Below are 15357 nucleotides of genomic sequence, written 5' to 3'. Positions count from 1 at the left end.
CACCGTCACCGGCGACGCCACAGGCGTCGGGACGGGGCGCGACACCGGAAGAGGCGCGGCGGCAGCCGCGGCCCCCGTCTCCGCCGCGGGGACAGGAGCGGCCGCAGGCCCCCGCCCCCGCCGGCATCCGCGGTCAACTCCCCACCGAAGCGCCCATCCTGACCCGCCACGTCGGCGCCGTCGAGGCGTTCCACCGCTTCTGGCCGCTGACCAAGGGGGACCGCCGCTGGATGCTGCTGGTGGGAGTGTGCGCCATCGTCGCCGCGCTCGCCGAGACCGTCACGATCCTGCTCTTCGCCCAACTCACCGACCAGGCCCTCGCACAGGGCTCGGTCAGCGCGTTCTGGAACCCCGCCGGCACCTGGCTGACGGTCGCGCTGCTCGGCGCGGTGGTGGGCTACCTCGGCAGCTCCCTCGCGGCCTGGACCGCGGAACGCTTCCTGCTGCGCCTACGGGCCCGGGTCTTCACCCACCTCCAGACGCTGCCGCCGCACTTCTTCCAGCGCAACCGCCGCGGCGACCTGGTGGAACGACTGACCGGTGACGTCGACGCCATCGAACACCTCGTGGTCAGCGGCCTGGTGAGCGCCTGCACGGCCGTCTTCAGCACGCTCTTCTACGGCGCCGCCGCACTCTGGCTGCGCTGGGAACTGGCGCTGGCCACCTTCGTCGCCGCCCCGATCTTCTTCGCCGCCACCCGCCGCTTCACCAGCCGGCTGCGCGAGGTCTCCCGACGCCTGCGGGCGGCCGACGGCGCGCTCACCTCCGTCGTCGAGGAGACGCTGGTCAACGTCGTCCTCACCCAGGCGTACAACCGGCAGCGCGACGAGGAGACCCGGCTGAGCCGGGAGGCACTGCGCTGGCTCCGCGCCTCGGTCGCCAGCGCCCGCCTCAACGCCCTCTACGAGCAGCTCATCGAGGTCCTGGAGACCCTCTGCGTGCTGGCCATCATCGGCCTCGGCGCCTGGGAGATCTCGGCCGGCCGGATGAGCCTCGGCCAACTCCTCGCCTTCGCCGCCTTCATCGGCTACCTCTACCCGCCGATCCGCTCGCTGGGCCAACTCGGCCTGACCGCCACCGCCGCCACCGCGGCCGCCGACCGGCTGCTGGAGATCCTCGACGCCCGCCCGGCCGTCACCGACCCGCCACCCGAGCGCACCACGCCCTTCCCGCACCGCGCCCGCGGCGAACTCGCCGTCCAGGACGTCACCTTCCGCTACCCGAACGCCGCCCCCGGTCACCACGCCCTCGCCGCGCTCTCCTTCACCGCGCAGCCGGGCGCGTTCCTGGTCGTCACCGGCCCCAGCGGCGCCGGGAAGTCCACCCTCGCCGCGCTCCTGCTGCGCTTCTACGACCCGGACGCCGGCACCATCCGGCTCGACGGCATCGAGGTCGACCGGCTCTCCCTGGCCGACCTGCGCCGCAACATCACCCTGCTCCCCCAGGAGACCCTCGTCCTGCACGACACCATCGAGCACAACATCGCCTGCGGCCGGGACCGCCCCACCCCGACCCACGAGGAAGTCGTCCAGGCCGCCCGGGCCGCCGACGCCCACGCCTTCGTCACCGCCCTCCCGAACGGCTACGACACGGTCATCGCGCCGGCCACCGCCGCCCTCTCCGGCGGCCAGCTGCAACGCATCGCCATCGCCCGCGCCATGCTCCGCGACGCCCCGGTCCTCATCCTCGACGAGCCCACCACCGGCCTGGACACCCTCGCCGCCCAGCGCATCCTGGGCCCCCTGCACCGCCTCGCCGCCGGCCGCACCACCCTCGTTATCAGCCACGACCTCGACCTCGCCACCGGCGCCGACCTCATCCTCGTCCTCGACGAGGGCCACCTCACCGAATCCGGCACCCACCCCGACCTCCTCGCCCGCGGCGGCCTGTACACAGAACTCTTCGAAAGCGGCCGCGGCTGACCGGGGGCGGCGTCCCGCGCCCCGTCGTGCTACTCCTCGCCGACCGCGAGGCCGACGTTCTGGGCGAGTCGGGTGGCGGCGCGTGCGAAGAAGGCGTCGCGGGCCTCGATGACGCGGTTGAACTGGCCGAAGACCTCGAAGCTCACCAGGCCGAAGAGCTCGGCCCAGGCGGCGGCGATCTCCGCCAGGACGGGGGCGGGCAGGCGTACGTCGAGGGTCCTGCGCAGCTCCTCGGCGTCGTCCAGCACCTCTTGCGGAAGCGACGGGGCGGCCGGCGCGGGGGAGACGTCGGCCGGGTACGCGTCCTCGACCACGCCGATCAGGGCGAGGCCGACGCGGGCGGCGGACACGGTGGTGGCCTGGGGCGCGGCGTAGCCGGGGACGGGTGAGCCGTAGATGAGCGCGTACTCGTGCGGGTGCTCCACCGCCCAGCCGCGGACGGCGCGGCAGACCGCGGTCCACCGGGCGACGGGTGCGGCGCCCGCGCCGGCCTCGGCGAGGGCGTGCTCGGCCGCCTCGCCCACCGCGTCGTAGGCGTCGATGATCAGCGCCGTGAGCAGGTCGTCGCGGCTGGGGAAGTACCGGTACAGCGCGGAGGAGACCATCCCGAGCTCGCGGGCCACGGCACGGAGCGACAGCTTGGCGGCGCCCTCGGTGGCGAGCTGCCGGCGGGCCTCGTCCTTGATGGCGGCGGTGACTTCCCTGCGTGCGCGTTCCCGCGCTCCCTGGATGACGCTCATGGGGCCAGTCTGCCATCGGAGCGAGCAGCGACCAATATCGAGAGCAGTGCTCTTGCTTTGTGGATCCGCGCCGTGCACACTGCTCTACAGAGAGAGCACCGCTCACACTTTCACTTCTCCGGGAGGATCCCCATGAGCGCAGGCGTCGAGCAGCACGTCATCAAGCCGGGCTGGTTCACCCGCAACGTGTTCAACCGGCTCGTCGCCGCGCTCACCCGGCGCGGCATCAGCGTGCTCGGTTCCCAGGAGCTGGCGGTGCGCGGCCGCAAGAGCGGGGAATGGCGGTGCACGCCGGTGAACCCGCTCACCGTGGACGGTCGGCAGTACCTCGTCGCGCCGCGCGGTCATGTGCAGTGGACCCACAACATGCGCGCCGCCGGCGGCGGCGAACTCCGCATCGGGAAGACGGCGCGGCCGTTCACCGCCACCGAGGTCCCGGACGCCGAGAAGCCCGAGCTGCTGCGCGCCTACCTCAAGCGCTGGAAGGCCGAGGTCGGCGTCTTCTTCGACGGCGTCGGCCCGGACTCCTCCGACGAGGTGCTGCTGGGCATCGCGCCCAAGCACCCCGTCTTCCGCATCACGCTCGGCTCCTGACCCGTCGGGCATGACCCTGGTCTCTTCGCGCCGCGCGTGGCACCCTGCCCGGCGCACCGTCGGCGCCTCAGACACGGCTCCGCGCCGCGGTGCGCCCGAGCCCGAGTGGGCCCAACGGACAAGGAGGCGGCCATGAGTGCATCCCATGGTGAGAAGTCGCAGCTCGCGTCGGTCGATGCGGAGGTGCCGCCCCGCGGCGGGGCGGCGACCTCCGAGGAAGCCTTACGGGACTTGAGGAGGCAGCACCTCGCCCGGGGGCGGAGTGCGATCGACCGCGCGAGGGCCCTGTGCCGTTTTGCCGGCATCGGGGAGCAGGACGCGCGCCCGGTGCCGACGGATCCCGCCTCGAAGGCGGCCACGGCCGTCCGGCTGTCCGCCCAGGCGCTCGCGCGGGTCGCCGAGGCGCCCCTCGATCCGGCGGCCGACGCCCGTTGCGCACGGAACGCGGCCGCGGCCGCGGCGGTCGTCGCCACGGCCGCCCAGGCGCACGCGGGGGCCGGCGAGCTCCCGGACGCCGCGCACGCCGCCGCCGTGCGGGCTTCCCTGGCCAGTGGGCAGGCGGCGGGCCAGGTGGGCCTGGGCCGGGACGAGGCGCTGAACCGTACGGCGGACGAGGCGGAGGCGGCGGCGGTGGCCGCGGCCAAGGCGGCGGGGTGGTGGGTCTGAGGTCCGTCCGACCCTGACCCGTCAGACCCATCGCACCCATCGCACCCATCGGACCCACCGGACCCACCGGACCCGTCGGGCCATCGGACGGGCCCGGGGAGAGGGGCGGAACGGGGCGGGCCGCCCGTCGGGGCGGGCGGATCGCCCGGTGTCCGCCCCGGTGCTCCGCCCGCCCCGACCCCTCACCGTCACGGGCGGAGTCCCCATCCGCCGCCGTCACGGGCGGAGTTGCCCCGCGCCGCCGTCACAGGAAGAGCCCCCAGGCGGCGTCCAGTGACCAGCTCTGCCAGCACAGTGCGCAGAAGCCGACGGCGGAGATCAGCGCCATCATGAGGTTCTGGCCCTGCTCCGCCCAGTCGTGGAGCATCAGCACGAGGTAGATCAGGTTGAGCAGCAGCCCTGCGACCAGGGCGATCGGCGTCAGCAGCCCGACGATCAGGCCGAGCCCGAGCGCGAGTTCCGCATAGGCGACGACGTAGGCCATCAGTCGCGGGCGGGGCCGCACGATGCGGTCGAAGCCGGTGCGGACCACGGGCCAGCGGTGCTTGGCGGCGATGCCCGCCGCCCAGGTGATGCCGCCACCGGTGAACCAGGTCTTCTTGTCCTTGTGGCGCCAGCTCTCCAGCCACCACAGGCCGAGGCCGATGCGTAGCACCGCGAACCACTCGGCACCGGTGAGCCAGGTCGTCTGCATGCGAACCGCTCCTCTCGACCCCGCACGGGAGCTGATGGGGCGTCAGTTCAGCGGACGGTGCGCGAACGCGCAAGGGGTCGAGTTTCCGGCCCTCCCTTGTGGTTGCAGGGGGGAACTCCTAACCTCCGACCTGATGGGTCGTCAGATTTCGCCCGGCGTGACTCACCGGCACGGCAGTTGGGGGTAGAGCGTGACCAGCGGCAACGGCGACAACAGCGGCACGGCGGAGCTTCCGAAGGTCATCAGCGTGGACGACCACGTGATCGAACCGGCGCACCTCTTCGAGACGTGGCTCCCGCGGAAGTACCGGGACCGCGGCCCGAAACCCCTCACCGCCGGCATCGGTGAGCTGGCGTACGTCGGCGGCAAGTACCGCTTCACCACGGACCCGGAGGGCCAGATCACCGACTGGTGGGAGTACGAGGGGCAGCTGTTCCCGTACAAGCGCATCATCGCGGCCGTCGGCTTCTCCCGCGACGAGATGACGCTCGACGGCATCACGCGCGACCAGATGCGGCGCGGCTGCTGGGACCCCAAGGCCCGGCTGGCGGACATGGACGTCAACCACGTCGAGGCGTCGCTCTGCTTCCCGACCTTCCCGCGGTTCTGCGGCCAGACCTTCGCCGAGGCGGAGGACAAGGAGGTCGGGCTGGCCTGCGTCCGCGCCTACAACGACTGGATGGTGGAGGAGTGGTGCGGCGACAGCGGCGGCCGGCTGATCCCGCTGTGCCTGATCCCCCTGTGGGACATCGACCTCGCCGTCGCCGAGATCAAGCGCAACGCCGCGCGCGGCGTCCGGGCGGTCACCTTCAGCGAGATCCCCACCTACCTGGGCCTGCCGTCCATCCACTGCGGCTACTGGGACCCGTTCTTCGCGGCCTGCGAGGAGACCGGGACGGTGGTGAACATGCACATCGGGTCGTCGTCGCAGATGCCGGCGGCCTCCCCGGACGCGCCGCCGGCCGTGCAGGCGTCGCTGAGCTTCAACAACGCGATGGCCTCGATGATGGACTTCCTGTTCAGCGGGGTGCTGGTGAAGTTCCCCCGTTTGAAACTCGCCTACAGCGAGGGCCAGATGGGCTGGATCCCGTACGCCCTGGAACGGGCCGACGACGTCTGGGCGGAGCACCGGGCGTGGGGCGGGGTGAAGGACCTGATCCCGGAGCCGCCGTCGACGTACTACTACCGGCAGGTCTTCTGCTGCTTCTTCCGTGACAAGCACGGCATCGAGGCGATCGAAACGGTCGGGGTCGACAACGCGACCTTCGAGACCGACTACCCGCACGTCGACTCCACCTGGCCGCACACCAGGGACGTCGCCGCCGACCACGTGGGCCACCTCCCGAAGGACGTGGCGTACAAGCTGCTCCGCGGCAACGCGATCCGCATGCTGGACCTGCCGTTCGACCGTGAGCGGGCGACCGCCCGACCGTGAGCGGCCGACCGGGCCGACCGGGCCGTGCGCGCCGGTCGGCCGCCGCCGGTCAGTCGCCGGCCGGATACCGCCACGGGAAACGGGCCAGTTCACGGGCCCGGGCCGCCACGACGGCCATCCGGGCCGCCCGCTCGGCCGCCTCGACGTGCGACGCCTGACTGGTCACCTGCCCGGGCCACTTCCGGTAGAGGAGCCCCACCTCCGAGGAGAACCAGCCGCGACTGGTGGCGTTCAGGGCCAGCAGCAGCCCGGTGTCCTCGGAGGCCGGGAGGGCCATCCAACCGCCCAGGGCGAGCAGCAGATCGCGACGGACACACAGGGACGCCGGGTGGACCTGCGCGCGGAAATCGTGCGCCGTCCAGAAGTCGAGGACCGCGCCGCGCTCGATCGGCCCGGCCTCCGGATCCCCCTCGAAACCGACGGTGGAGCCGTCCGGCAACAGATCCAGGACGCGCGAGGTCGCCCAACCGAGGCCGCGGTCGCCCTCCAGGGCGGCCAGGTCACGGGCGAGCACGCCGGGCGTCAACTGGTCGTCGGCGTCCAGGACTTTGACGTAGTCGCCGTCCGCCCGGGAGAGGGCGATGGTGCGCGCGACCCCTGGCCCCCCGGGCCGCCCCTGACGGAACGTCACCCGTGGATCGTCCGGCACGTGCGGAGCGACCGCATCGCTCTTGCCGTCCTCCTGGACGACCCAGTGCCACTCCCACCCCCGGGGCAACTCCTGCCGGCACAGCGAGGCGTAGGCGTCCGGCAGGAACCGCGCGGACGGGGCATGGACGGCCGTGACGACGATGATGCGCCGGGGCACGGCTCACCACCTTTCCAGGGAAGTAGTGAACAGCAGTTCCGTGCGGTCGCCGGGCAGCACGAGATCGGCGACGTCCACGACGCGGCCGACGACGTCGTACGAGACCTTCCGGAGCACCAGCACGGACGTGCCGGGCGGCACCTCCAGCTCCGCGGCCTCCTCGGGCGTCGGCGGACGGGCGGTGACCCGCTCCTCGACGCGGTCCAGCTCGATCCCGACGGAGTACAGCTGGCTCTGCGACCCTCCGGGCCACGGCTCCTTGGACGCGTCCAGGAGATCGGGATTGCCCGCGATCATGTCGCGGACGAGGTAGGACGTCGTCAGGCCGAAGGGGGCGCTCTCGGCGGCGCACCGGGTCCGAAAGCGGCGTTCGAGCAGGGTCGTGCCCTCGGGGACACCGAAGGCCCCGGCGACGTCCGCGTCCGCCGCGACCTCGCGGTACCGGGCGCGGATCACCAGCTCGTCGGCCTCCAGGCCGGTGTCGTGCTCGGTCGCCCCGGTCCGCGCCCGCTGCTCCGGGGAGGCGCGCACCCGGTCCTTCTCCCACTGGTGCCGGAGGTTGGAGCGCCGGGCGGGGGTGCGCCGGCACCGGACGAAGGTGCCGATGCCGTGCCGCTTCTCGATGAGGCCCTCGTCACGCAGTGCGCGCAGTGCCTCCCGGACGGTGGGCACGCTGCGGCCGAACCGCTCCGCGAGCTTCGTCTCGGCCGGCAGCCGGTCACCGGGACGCAGGCGCCCGGCGCGGATGGCGGTGCGGAGGTCGTCCGCGATCCGCTCGTACGCCGCTGCCATTGGCACTCACCGCTTCGTCGATCCCGTGATCAACCGGCCAGCTCCAGGGTACGACTCCTCAAGAGGTGTTGAGCTCCCGCCCACGGACCGGCCACGGACCGGCCGCGCCAGAGCCGGAACATGCACGAAGGGCCCCACCGCGAACGGTGGAGCCCTTCGACATCGTGCCCGGTGAAGGCACTGGCGGAGGATACGAGATTCGAACTCGTGAGGGGTTGCCCCCAACACGCTTTCCAAGCGTGCGCCCTAGGCCACTAGGCGAATCCTCCGCCGCAAACAATACAAGACGTTGGGGAGTGCTCGCGAACATGATCCGGGGGAGGGGGTCGGCGAGAGGGTTCGGTGGGGGTGCGGGTCGTTTGTTGGGCGGGGGATCCGCTAATGTGGGGCACAGCCCCTCACGTGGCGCTATCTGACTGAACTCCCCCAGGGCCGGAAGGCAGCAAGGGTAGGTCGGCTCTGGCGGGTGCGTGGGGGGCGCTTGCGTTTGCGGACGGGGCCTCCCCTGCTCGGGCGGAGCCGAGAGCTTGGGGACCGCCGGTTGTCAGTGGGGCCCGATATCGTCGTATGCGTGTCGTCCCTTGCGCTGTACCGCCGCTACCGCCCCGAGACCTTCGCCGAGGTCATCGGGCAAGAGCACGTGACCGACCCGCTGCAGCAGGCGTTGCGGAACAACCGGGTCAACCATGCGTATCTGTTCAGTGGACCGCGCGGCTGCGGCAAGACGACGAGCGCGCGGATCCTGGCGCGCTGTTTGAACTGTGAGGAAGGTCCCACTCCCACGCCCTGCGGGACGTGCCAGTCGTGCGTGGACCTCGCGCGCAACGGCCGGGGCTCGATCGATGTGATCGAGATCGACGCGGCCTCGCACGGTGGCGTCGACGACGCCCGTGAGCTGCGGGAGAAGGCGTTCTTCGGGCCGGCCAGCAGCCGGTACAAGATCTACATCATCGACGAGGCGCACATGGTGACCTCGGCGGGCTTCAACGCCCTGCTGAAGGTCGTCGAGGAGCCGCCGGAGCACCTGAAGTTCATCTTCGCCACGACCGAGCCCGAGAAGGTCATCGGCACGATCCGGTCGCGTACGCACCACTACCCGTTCCGGCTGGTTCCGCCCGGGACCCTGCGGGAGTACCTCGCGGAGGTCTGCGGGCGGGAGGACATCCCGGTCGAGGACGGCGTGCTGCCGCTGGTGGTGCGGGCCGGCGCCGGTTCGGTGCGCGACTCGATGTCGGTGATGGACCAGCTGCTCGCCGGCGCCGGCGCGGACGGTGTGACATATGCCATGGCGACGTCGCTGCTCGGCTACACCGACGGGTCGTTGCTGGACTCCGTCGTCGAGGCGTTCGCGGCCGGCGACGGGGCGGCGGCCTTCGAGGTCGTCGACCGGGTCATCGAGGGCGGGAACGACCCGCGGCGGTTCGTGGCCGACCTGCTGGAGCGGCTGCGGGACCTGGTGATCCTGGCGGCGGTGCCGGACGCCGGGGAGAAGGGGCTGATCGACGCCCCGGCCGACGTCGTGGAGCGGATGACGGCCCAGGCGTCGGTGTTCGGCGCGGCCGAGCTGAGCCGCGCCGCCGACCTGGTCAACGCGGGGCTGACGGAGATGCGCGGGGCGACCTCCCCGCGGCTCCAGCTGGAGCTGATCTGCGCCCGGGTGCTGCTCCCGGCGGCGTACGACGACGAGCGGTCGGTACAGGCGCGGCTGGACCGCCTGGAGCGCGGAGCGGGCGCCGGGGCGGCGGCCATGGCGCTGGGCGCCGGGCCGGGCCCGGCAGGCGCCGCCGGCGGCATCGTTCCCGGTGGGGCCGTGCTGGAGTCCGGTGGGCCCGCGGTCGGGTACGCACCGGGCGCCGAGGCACATCCGCCGATGCCGGCCGGGCCGTCCGGACCGGCGGCGGCGCGGGCCGCGGTGCGCGGGGCGACGGGCTCCCCGGCGACCACGGCCCCGGCCCCGGCCCCCGACCCGGGCCCGGTGGCGGACGCGGTCGGTGCCCCTGCAGCTCCGGTGGCCCCCATCGGTCCCGGTGACGCGGCTGCCGGCCCCGGTGCGTACGGCGGCACCCCGGCCGGACAGGCGGAGGCCCCTCAGGGCGGGGCGGCGCGCCCCGGTGCGTGGCCCGGTGGCACCCGCGGTGCCGGTGCGACGGGCGCCGGCCAGGGGGCCGGGGGCCAGGGCGCTGCCGCGCGGCAGCCCGGCAGCTGGCCGTCGGCCGTGACACCGGGGCAGGGCGGTCAGCCGGCGGCCGGCGGGACCAGTGCGCCCGCGCCCGGTGCGCCCCGGCCGGTCCGGCCGCACCGGCCGGGCCCGTGGGCGGGGCGCCCGGGCCCGCCGGCGGTGGGCCCGCCGCGCCCGCTCAGCCGGTGTCCGGCGGGGCGGCGCAGGGTGCCGCGCAGGTGCGGCAGCTCTGGCCGCAGATCCTGGACGCGGTCAAGGGCCGACGGCGCTTCACCTGGATCCTGCTGAGTCAGAACGCCCAGGTCTCCGGCTTCGACGGCACCACGCTGCAGGTCGGGTTCCCCAACGCGGGGGCCCGCGACAGCTTCGCCAACGGCGGCAGCGAGGACGTCCTCAAGGAGGTGCTCGCCGAGCACTTCCAGCTCCAGTGGCGGGTCGAGGCGATCGTCGATCCGTCCGGTGGCGCCAACGCGCCGGCCGGCGGCGCCCGCGGCGGCGGGGGCGGCTTCGGCGGCGGGGCGAACGGCGGCTTCGGCGCCGCCGCCCCCCAACAGCCGGCGCCGCAGGCCCCGGCCGCCCGGCAGAGCGCCCCGGCGGCCCCCGAGCAGCACGGCTCGGGCGGCGCCGGCAGCGGTGGCGGACAGGGGGCCCGGATGGCGCGCGAGGCGGTGGCCGCCAAGCCGTCCACGGGCGTCGGCCAGGGCGGCCCCGCGGCGGAGCCCGCGTACACCGCGCCGGACTCCTCGATGTCGATCGAGTACGACATGCCGGCGGAGGACGACCCGGATCTCGTCGACTCCGCGCTCAGCGGGCACGAACTGATCGTGCGGGAGCTGGGGGCGACGGTCCTGGAGGAGTTCGACAACGAGTGAGCCACGGCCCCGTCCCAGGGGCGTACGGCGCACATCAGTGCTCCTCCCTGCGGCGTAGGGCGCCGGGCGCGGGAAACACGTAGGCTCGGGCTACCGCACCAAAATCGTTGTCGTACGGCAGGAGTCATGTCGTGATCCCCGGTGGTCAGCCCAATATGCAGCAGCTGCTCCAGCAGGCCCAGAAGATGCAACAGGATCTCGCGGCCGCCCAGCAGGAGCTGGCGGAGACGCCCGTGGAGGGTTCCGCGGGGGGTGGCCTGGTCAAGGCCACGGTGACCGGCTCCGGTGAGCTCAAGGGCCTGGTGATCGACCCCAAGGCGGTCGACACCGACTCGGCGGAGGAGACCGCCGAGACCCTCGCCGATCTCGTCCTCGCGGCGGTCCGCGACGCCAACGCGACCGCGCAGAAGCTCCAGCAGCAGAAGCTCGGCCCGCTCGCCCAGGCGCTGGGCGGCGCAGGCGGCGGCATCCCCGGCCTCCCCTTCTGAGGAGTAGCCAACTAGCGTACGCAGCACGGCAGAAGAGAGAGAAGACGTTCCGTGTATGAAGGCGTGGTCCAGGACCTGATCGACGAGTTGGGCAGGCTGCCCGGCGTCGGTCCCAAGAGCGCGCAGCGGATCGCCTTCCACATCCTTCAGGCCGAGCCGACCGATGTCCGCCGGCTCGCGAACGCGCTGATGGAGGTGAAGGCGAAGGTCCGGTTCTGCAGCGTGTGCGGCAATGTCGCGCAGGAGGAGCAGTGCCGGGTCTGCCTTGACCCGCGGCGCGATCCGGCGGTCATCTGCGTCGTGGAGGAGCCCAAGGACGTCGTGGCGATCGAGCGGACGAGGGAGTTCCGCGGCCGCTACCACGTCCTCGGCGGGGCGATCAGTCCGATCGAGGGCGTCGGTCCCGACGACCTGCGGATACGGGAACTCCTCGCCAGGCTCGCGGACGGCACGGTCACCGAGTTGATCCTGGCCACCGACCCGAATCTGGAGGGCGAGGCCACGGCCACGTACCTGGCCCGGATGATCAAGCCGATGGGCCTCACAGTGACGCGACTGGCCAGTGGGCTGCCGGTCGGAGGCGATCTGGAGTACGCAGACGAGGTCACGCTCGGGCGGGCCTTCGAAGGGAGGAGACTTCTCGATGTCTGACGCCACGCTGCACGACACGACACAGAACCCGGACGACTTCGCCGTTTCGATCTCCGACTCGATCGAGAGCTTCATCGTCGCGGTGACCGAGGTCGCCAAGGGCGACGAGCCGGACAGCGCGGTGCCTTTCCTGCTTCTGGAGATCTCCCAGCTGCTGCTCACCGGCGGCCGGCTGGGCGCCCACGAGGACATCGTTCCCGACGAGCGGTACGAACCGGACACCGGCCCGGAGCCGGACGTGGACGAGCTGCGCGAGCGGTTCGCGCGCCTGCTGGACCCGGTGGACGTGTACTCCGAGGTCTTCGACCCGTACGTGCCGCGCAGCGAGCCGGTGGCCTCCCGGATCTCCGACGACCTCGCCGACATCATCACCGACCTGCGGCACGGGCTGGCGCACTACCGGGAGGGCCGGGTCACCGAGGCCCTGTGGTGGTGGCAGTTCTCCTACCTCGCCAACTGGGGGCCGACCGCCTCGGCCGCCCTGCGGGCCCTGCAGTCGCTGGTCGCCCACGTACGCCTCGACCAGCCGCTGGACGCGCTGGACGGCCTGGACACCGACAGCGACGCCGCCGGGGACGAGGACCGGCTCGCCGAGGAGGCGGGCAAGGTCATGGCGGCCGAGATCGCCGGCCCGCTGGGGCTGCACGGGGTGTGAGCGACGGCCGCACCGCCGTACGCTGAAGCCGGGCACCGGGTGTGACCTGGGTTACGTTCTCGTGTGCCCGGAGGTGAAGCGGGCAGGTGCAGGCCGAGCCGGTGCGACGGAGCACCGCGCTGGACCGGCGAGGGACACCGTGTTCACGGACCGCGTTCGGCACGCTCATGGGGCACCTTCCGCAGGAGGGAGCCCGGGTGGGCGAGTTGATCAGAGCGTGGGTTCGGTGTCTCACGATGTGGTGGTAGCGGGGCGGATTCCGCCCGCTCGTTAGACTGAGCCGACCGCAGTACCCCCATTTCCGGGGGTCCGGGAGGGACTCCCTCCCGCAGAGACAGTTGCGAGGAGCGCACGTGGGCCTTGTCGTGCAGAAGTACGGCGGCTCATCCGTTGCGGATGCCGAGGGCATCAAGCGCGTTGCCAAGCGAATCGTCGAGGCCAAGAAGAACGGCAACCAGGTTGTCGTGGTGGTCTCGGCGATGGGCGACACGACGGACGAGCTGATCGATCTCGCGCAGGAAGTGTCCCCGATCCCGTCGGGGCGCGAGTTCGACATGCTGCTGACCGCCGGAGAGCGGATCTCCATGGCCCTGCTGGCGATGGCGATCAAAAACCTCGGCCATGAGGCGCAGTCCTTCACCGGCAGCCAGGCCGGTGTGATCACCGATTCCGTGCACAACAAGGCGCGGATCATCGATGTCACGCCCGGCCGCATCAAGGCGTCGATCGACGAGGGCAACATCGCCATCGTCGCCGGCTTCCAGGGCGTGTCCCAGGACAAGAAGGACATCACGACGCTGGGGCGCGGTGGTTCGGACACCACCGCGGTGGCGCTGGCCGCCGCCCTGAACGCCGATGTCTGTGAGATCTACACCGACGTGGACGGTGTCTTCACCGCCGACCCGCGGGTCGTGAAGAAGGCCCGGAAGATCGACTGGATCTCCTTCGAGGACATGCTGGAGCTGGCCAGTTCCGGCTCCAAGGTGCTGCTGCACCGCTGCGTCGAGTACGCACGCCGTTACAACATCCCGATCCACGTCCGCTCGTCCTTCTCGGGGCTGAAGGGCACGTGGGTCAGCAACGAACCGCAAGGGGACAGGCCGATGGAGCAGGCAATCATCTCGGGCGTCGCGCACGACACCTCCGAGGCGAAGGTCACGGTCGTCGGGGTCCCGGACAAGCCGGGCGAGGCCGCGCGGATCTTCCGTGCCATCGCCGACTCCGAGGTCAACATCGACATGGTCGTCCAGAACGTGTCGGCGGCCTCCACCGGGCTGACGGACATCTCCTTCACGCTGCCGAAGGCGGAGGGCCGCAAGGCCGTCGCGGCGCTGGAGAAGACCCGCGCCGCGGTCGGCTTCGACTCGCTCCGCTACGACGACCAGATCGCCAAGATCTCGCTGGTCGGCGCCGGCATGAAGACCAACCCCGGCGTGACCGCGGCGTTCTTCGAGGCGCTGTCGAACGCGGGCGTGAACATCGAGCTCATCTCGACCTCCGAGATCCGCATCTCGGTCGTCACCCGTGCCGATGACGTCAACGAGGCCGTCCAGGCGGTGCACAGCGCCTTCGGCCTCGACAGCGAGAGCGACGAGGCGATCGTCTACGGCGGCACGGGACGATGATCCCGGCCGAGGCGGGCCGCCCGTCCCTCGCCGACACGGCTGGGGCGGGGGCCCGCCCGGCCGCCAAGCCGCACCTCGCGGTCGTCGGCGCCACCGGTGCCGTCGGCCGCGTCCTGCTCGGGATCCTCTCCGAGCGGGCCGACGTCTGGGGCGAGATCCGGCTGATCGCCTCCGCCCGTTCGGCCGGCCGCAAGCTGACCGTGCGCGGCGAGGAGGTCGAGGTCGTCGCGCTGAGCGAGGACGCCTTCGACGGCATCGACGTCGCGATGTTCGACCTGCCGGACGAGCTCGCCGCGCGGTGGGTGCCGGTCGCGGTGTCCAAGGGCGCCGTCGTGGTGGACAATTCGGGCGCTTTCCGGGGGGATCCGGAGGTGCCGCTGGTCGTCCCCGAGGTCAACGGGTGCGCGGCGCGGATGCGCCCCCGCGGGATCATCGCCAACCCGAACTGCACCACCCTGTCGATGATCGTCGCGCTCGGTGCGCTGCACGCCGAGTACGGGCTGAGCGAGCTGGTCGTCTCCTCGTACCAGGCCGCGTCCGGGGTCGGGCAGGCCGGCGCCGAGACGCTGCGGGCGCAACTCTCGGCCGTGTCCGGAACGGAACTGGGCGCCGCGCCGGGCGACGTCCGGCGGGCGATCGGCGACACCCTGGGGCCGTTCCCCGCCCCGCTCGCCCTCAACGTCGTGCCGTGGGCCGGGTCGCTCCAGGCGGACGGCTGGTCCTCGGAGGAACTGAAGATCCGTGACGAGTCCCGGAAGGTCCTGGGGCTGCCCGAACTCCCGGTCACCGCGACCTGCGTGCGGGTGCCGGTGCTCACCACGCACTCGATGGCCGTGCACGCCCGCTTCGAGAACGAGGTCACGGTCGCCGGCGCGCACGAGATCCTGGCGGCCGCGCCCGGGGTCGTCCTGTTCGACGACCCGGCGGCGGGCGAGTACCCGACCCCGTCGGACGTGGTCGGGACGGACCCCACGTGGGTGGGGCGGGTGCGGCGCTCGTTGGACGATCCGCGGGCGCTGGAACTGTTCGTGTGCGGGGACAACCTGCGCAAGGGCGCGGCCCTGAACGCGGCGCAGATCGGGGAGTTGGTGGTGGGGGAGTTGCGCGCGCTCGGCGCCCCGGGGGGCTTCGGGCGCTGATCTTCGCGCGGGGTGCGGTAGTTGGCGGGAGGGGCTGCAGCGGGGTGGCCGCCTGCGACATAATTTGTGGGACGTGTGAAGATTTCGTGTATGAGGT

General features: G+C 72.4%; 13 protein-coding genes, 1 tRNA gene, 1 other RNA gene and 1 pseudogene. 11 read left to right on the top strand and 5 right to left on the bottom strand.

The window, feature by feature from the left end:
* Window positions 1–230 precede the first annotated feature (230 nt).
* Window positions 231–1922 carry an ABC transporter ATP-binding protein gene (locus tag MOV08_RS19870; RefSeq protein WP_052287483.1) on the top strand — a complete coding sequence of 564 codons (1692 nt, stop codon included), beginning with the start codon at window positions 231–233 and terminating at the stop codon, window positions 1920–1922.
* Window positions 1923–1951: 29 nt separating this feature from the next.
* Here the strand turns inward: MOV08_RS19870 and MOV08_RS19865 are convergent, their stop codons facing one another.
* The gene (locus MOV08_RS19865) at window positions 1952–2662 is read right to left on the bottom strand and encodes a TetR/AcrR family transcriptional regulator (RefSeq protein WP_275308353.1); all 711 of its coding nucleotides are present in this window, start codon (window positions 2660–2662) and stop codon (window positions 1952–1954) included.
* 132 nt (window positions 2663–2794) lie between these two features.
* On the opposite strand from MOV08_RS19865, the gene MOV08_RS19860 reads away from it, so the two are divergent.
* Both MOV08_RS19860 and MOV08_RS19855 read left to right on the top strand, forming a co-directional pair.
* Window positions 2795–3256, top strand: coding sequence for a nitroreductase family deazaflavin-dependent oxidoreductase (locus MOV08_RS19860; protein ID WP_039634377.1), 462 nt, complete (start codon window positions 2795–2797; stop codon window positions 3254–3256).
* Window positions 3257–3388: 132 nt separating this feature from the next.
* Window positions 3389–3922: a hypothetical protein gene (locus tag MOV08_RS19855; protein WP_275308351.1), complete on the top strand. Its 534-nt coding sequence runs from the start codon at window positions 3389–3391 to the stop codon at window positions 3920–3922.
* 244 nt (window positions 3923–4166) lie between these two features.
* Here the strand turns inward: MOV08_RS19855 and MOV08_RS19850 are convergent, their stop codons facing one another.
* A complete protein-coding gene (locus tag MOV08_RS19850) occupies window positions 4167–4616 on the bottom strand; it encodes a DoxX family membrane protein (RefSeq protein WP_039634375.1) in 450 nt (149 codons plus the stop codon).
* A gap of 190 nt (window positions 4617–4806) precedes the next feature.
* On the opposite strand from MOV08_RS19850, the gene MOV08_RS19845 reads away from it, so the two are divergent.
* Window positions 4807–6051, top strand: a complete 1245-nt coding sequence (locus MOV08_RS19845; protein ID WP_039634373.1) for an amidohydrolase family protein — start codon at window positions 4807–4809, stop codon at window positions 6049–6051.
* 49 nt (window positions 6052–6100) lie between these two features.
* On the opposite strand, the gene MOV08_RS19840 is transcribed toward MOV08_RS19845, so the two are convergent.
* The 3 genes from MOV08_RS19840 to MOV08_RS19830 form a co-directional block, all read right to left on the bottom strand.
* Entirely contained in the window at window positions 6101–6859 is a 759-nt protein-coding gene (locus tag MOV08_RS19840; RefSeq protein WP_039634371.1) for a glycosyltransferase family 2 protein, read from the bottom strand.
* 3 nt (window positions 6860–6862) lie between these two features.
* Window positions 6863–7651, bottom strand: coding sequence for a GntR family transcriptional regulator (locus tag MOV08_RS19835; protein ID WP_275308349.1), 789 nt, complete (start codon window positions 7649–7651; stop codon window positions 6863–6865).
* Between the two features lie 181 nt (window positions 7652–7832).
* A tRNA-Ser gene (locus tag MOV08_RS19830) sits at window positions 7833–7920 on the bottom strand.
* Between the two features lie 120 nt (window positions 7921–8040).
* Here MOV08_RS19830 and ffs point away from each other — a divergent pair.
* From ffs to MOV08_RS19795, 7 genes and pseudogenes are all read left to right on the top strand, one after another.
* An RNA gene (ffs, locus tag MOV08_RS19825) (signal recognition particle sRNA small type) lies at window positions 8041–8139 on the top strand.
* An 83-nt stretch (window positions 8140–8222) separates the two neighbouring features.
* A pseudogene (locus tag MOV08_RS19820) lies at window positions 8223–10702 on the top strand (DNA polymerase III subunit gamma and tau).
* A 131-nt stretch (window positions 10703–10833) separates the two neighbouring features.
* A complete protein-coding gene (locus tag MOV08_RS19815) occupies window positions 10834–11190 on the top strand; it encodes a YbaB/EbfC family nucleoid-associated protein (RefSeq protein WP_073444326.1) in 357 nt (118 codons plus the stop codon).
* 51 nt (window positions 11191–11241) lie between these two features.
* Window positions 11242–11841: a recombination mediator RecR gene (recR, locus tag MOV08_RS19810; protein WP_039634325.1), complete on the top strand. Its 600-nt coding sequence runs from the start codon at window positions 11242–11244 to the stop codon at window positions 11839–11841.
* Window positions 11834–12496 carry a DUF5063 domain-containing protein gene (locus MOV08_RS19805; RefSeq protein ID WP_039634322.1) on the top strand — a complete coding sequence of 221 codons (663 nt, stop codon included), beginning with the start codon at window positions 11834–11836 and terminating at the stop codon, window positions 12494–12496. Before recR ends, MOV08_RS19805 begins: the two co-directional genes overlap by 8 nt.
* Before the next feature lie 353 nt (window positions 12497–12849).
* Complete coding sequence (locus tag MOV08_RS19800) at window positions 12850–14121, top strand: aspartate kinase (protein WP_039634320.1); 1272 nt, start codon at window positions 12850–12852, stop codon at window positions 14119–14121.
* Window positions 14118–15260 (top strand): aspartate-semialdehyde dehydrogenase, encoded by a 1143-nt coding sequence (locus MOV08_RS19795; RefSeq protein WP_039634318.1) that lies wholly within the window; start codon window positions 14118–14120, stop codon window positions 15258–15260. The genes MOV08_RS19800 and MOV08_RS19795 overlap by 4 nt, the downstream gene beginning before the upstream one ends.
* Window positions 15261–15357: the final 97 nt, after the last annotated feature.

It is taken from the genome of Streptomyces yunnanensis, assembly GCF_029011865.1.
In the GTDB taxonomy this organism is placed as follows: domain Bacteria; phylum Actinomycetota; class Actinomycetes; order Streptomycetales; family Streptomycetaceae; genus Streptomyces; species Streptomyces yunnanensis.
The sequence above is the reverse complement of the archived record's forward strand: the minus strand, read 5'-3'. Positions and strand labels throughout refer to the sequence as shown.

Bases quoted from the DNA above. Each gene is read 5' to 3' on its own strand.
- MOV08_RS19870 (WP_052287483.1), top strand. From the start codon at position 231: ATGCTGCTGGTGGGAGTGTGCGCCATCGTCGCCGCGCTCGCCGAGACC.
- MOV08_RS19865 (WP_275308353.1), bottom strand. From the start codon at position 2,662: ATGAGCGTCATCCAGGGAGCGCGGGAACGCGCACGCAGGGAAGTCACC.
- MOV08_RS19860 (WP_039634377.1), top strand. From the start codon at position 2,795: ATGAGCGCAGGCGTCGAGCAGCACGTCATCAAGCCGGGCTGGTTCACC.
- MOV08_RS19855 (WP_275308351.1), top strand. From the start codon at position 3,389: ATGAGTGCATCCCATGGTGAGAAGTCGCAGCTCGCGTCGGTCGATGCG.
- MOV08_RS19850 (WP_039634375.1), bottom strand. From the start codon at position 4,616: ATGCAGACGACCTGGCTCACCGGTGCCGAGTGGTTCGCGGTGCTACGC.
- MOV08_RS19835 (WP_275308349.1), bottom strand. From the start codon at position 7,651: ATGGCAGCGGCGTACGAGCGGATCGCGGACGACCTCCGCACCGCCATC.
- MOV08_RS19805 (WP_039634322.1), top strand. From the start codon at position 11,834: ATGTCTGACGCCACGCTGCACGACACGACACAGAACCCGGACGACTTC.
- MOV08_RS19795 (WP_039634318.1), top strand. From the start codon at position 14,118: ATGATCCCGGCCGAGGCGGGCCGCCCGTCCCTCGCCGACACGGCTGGG.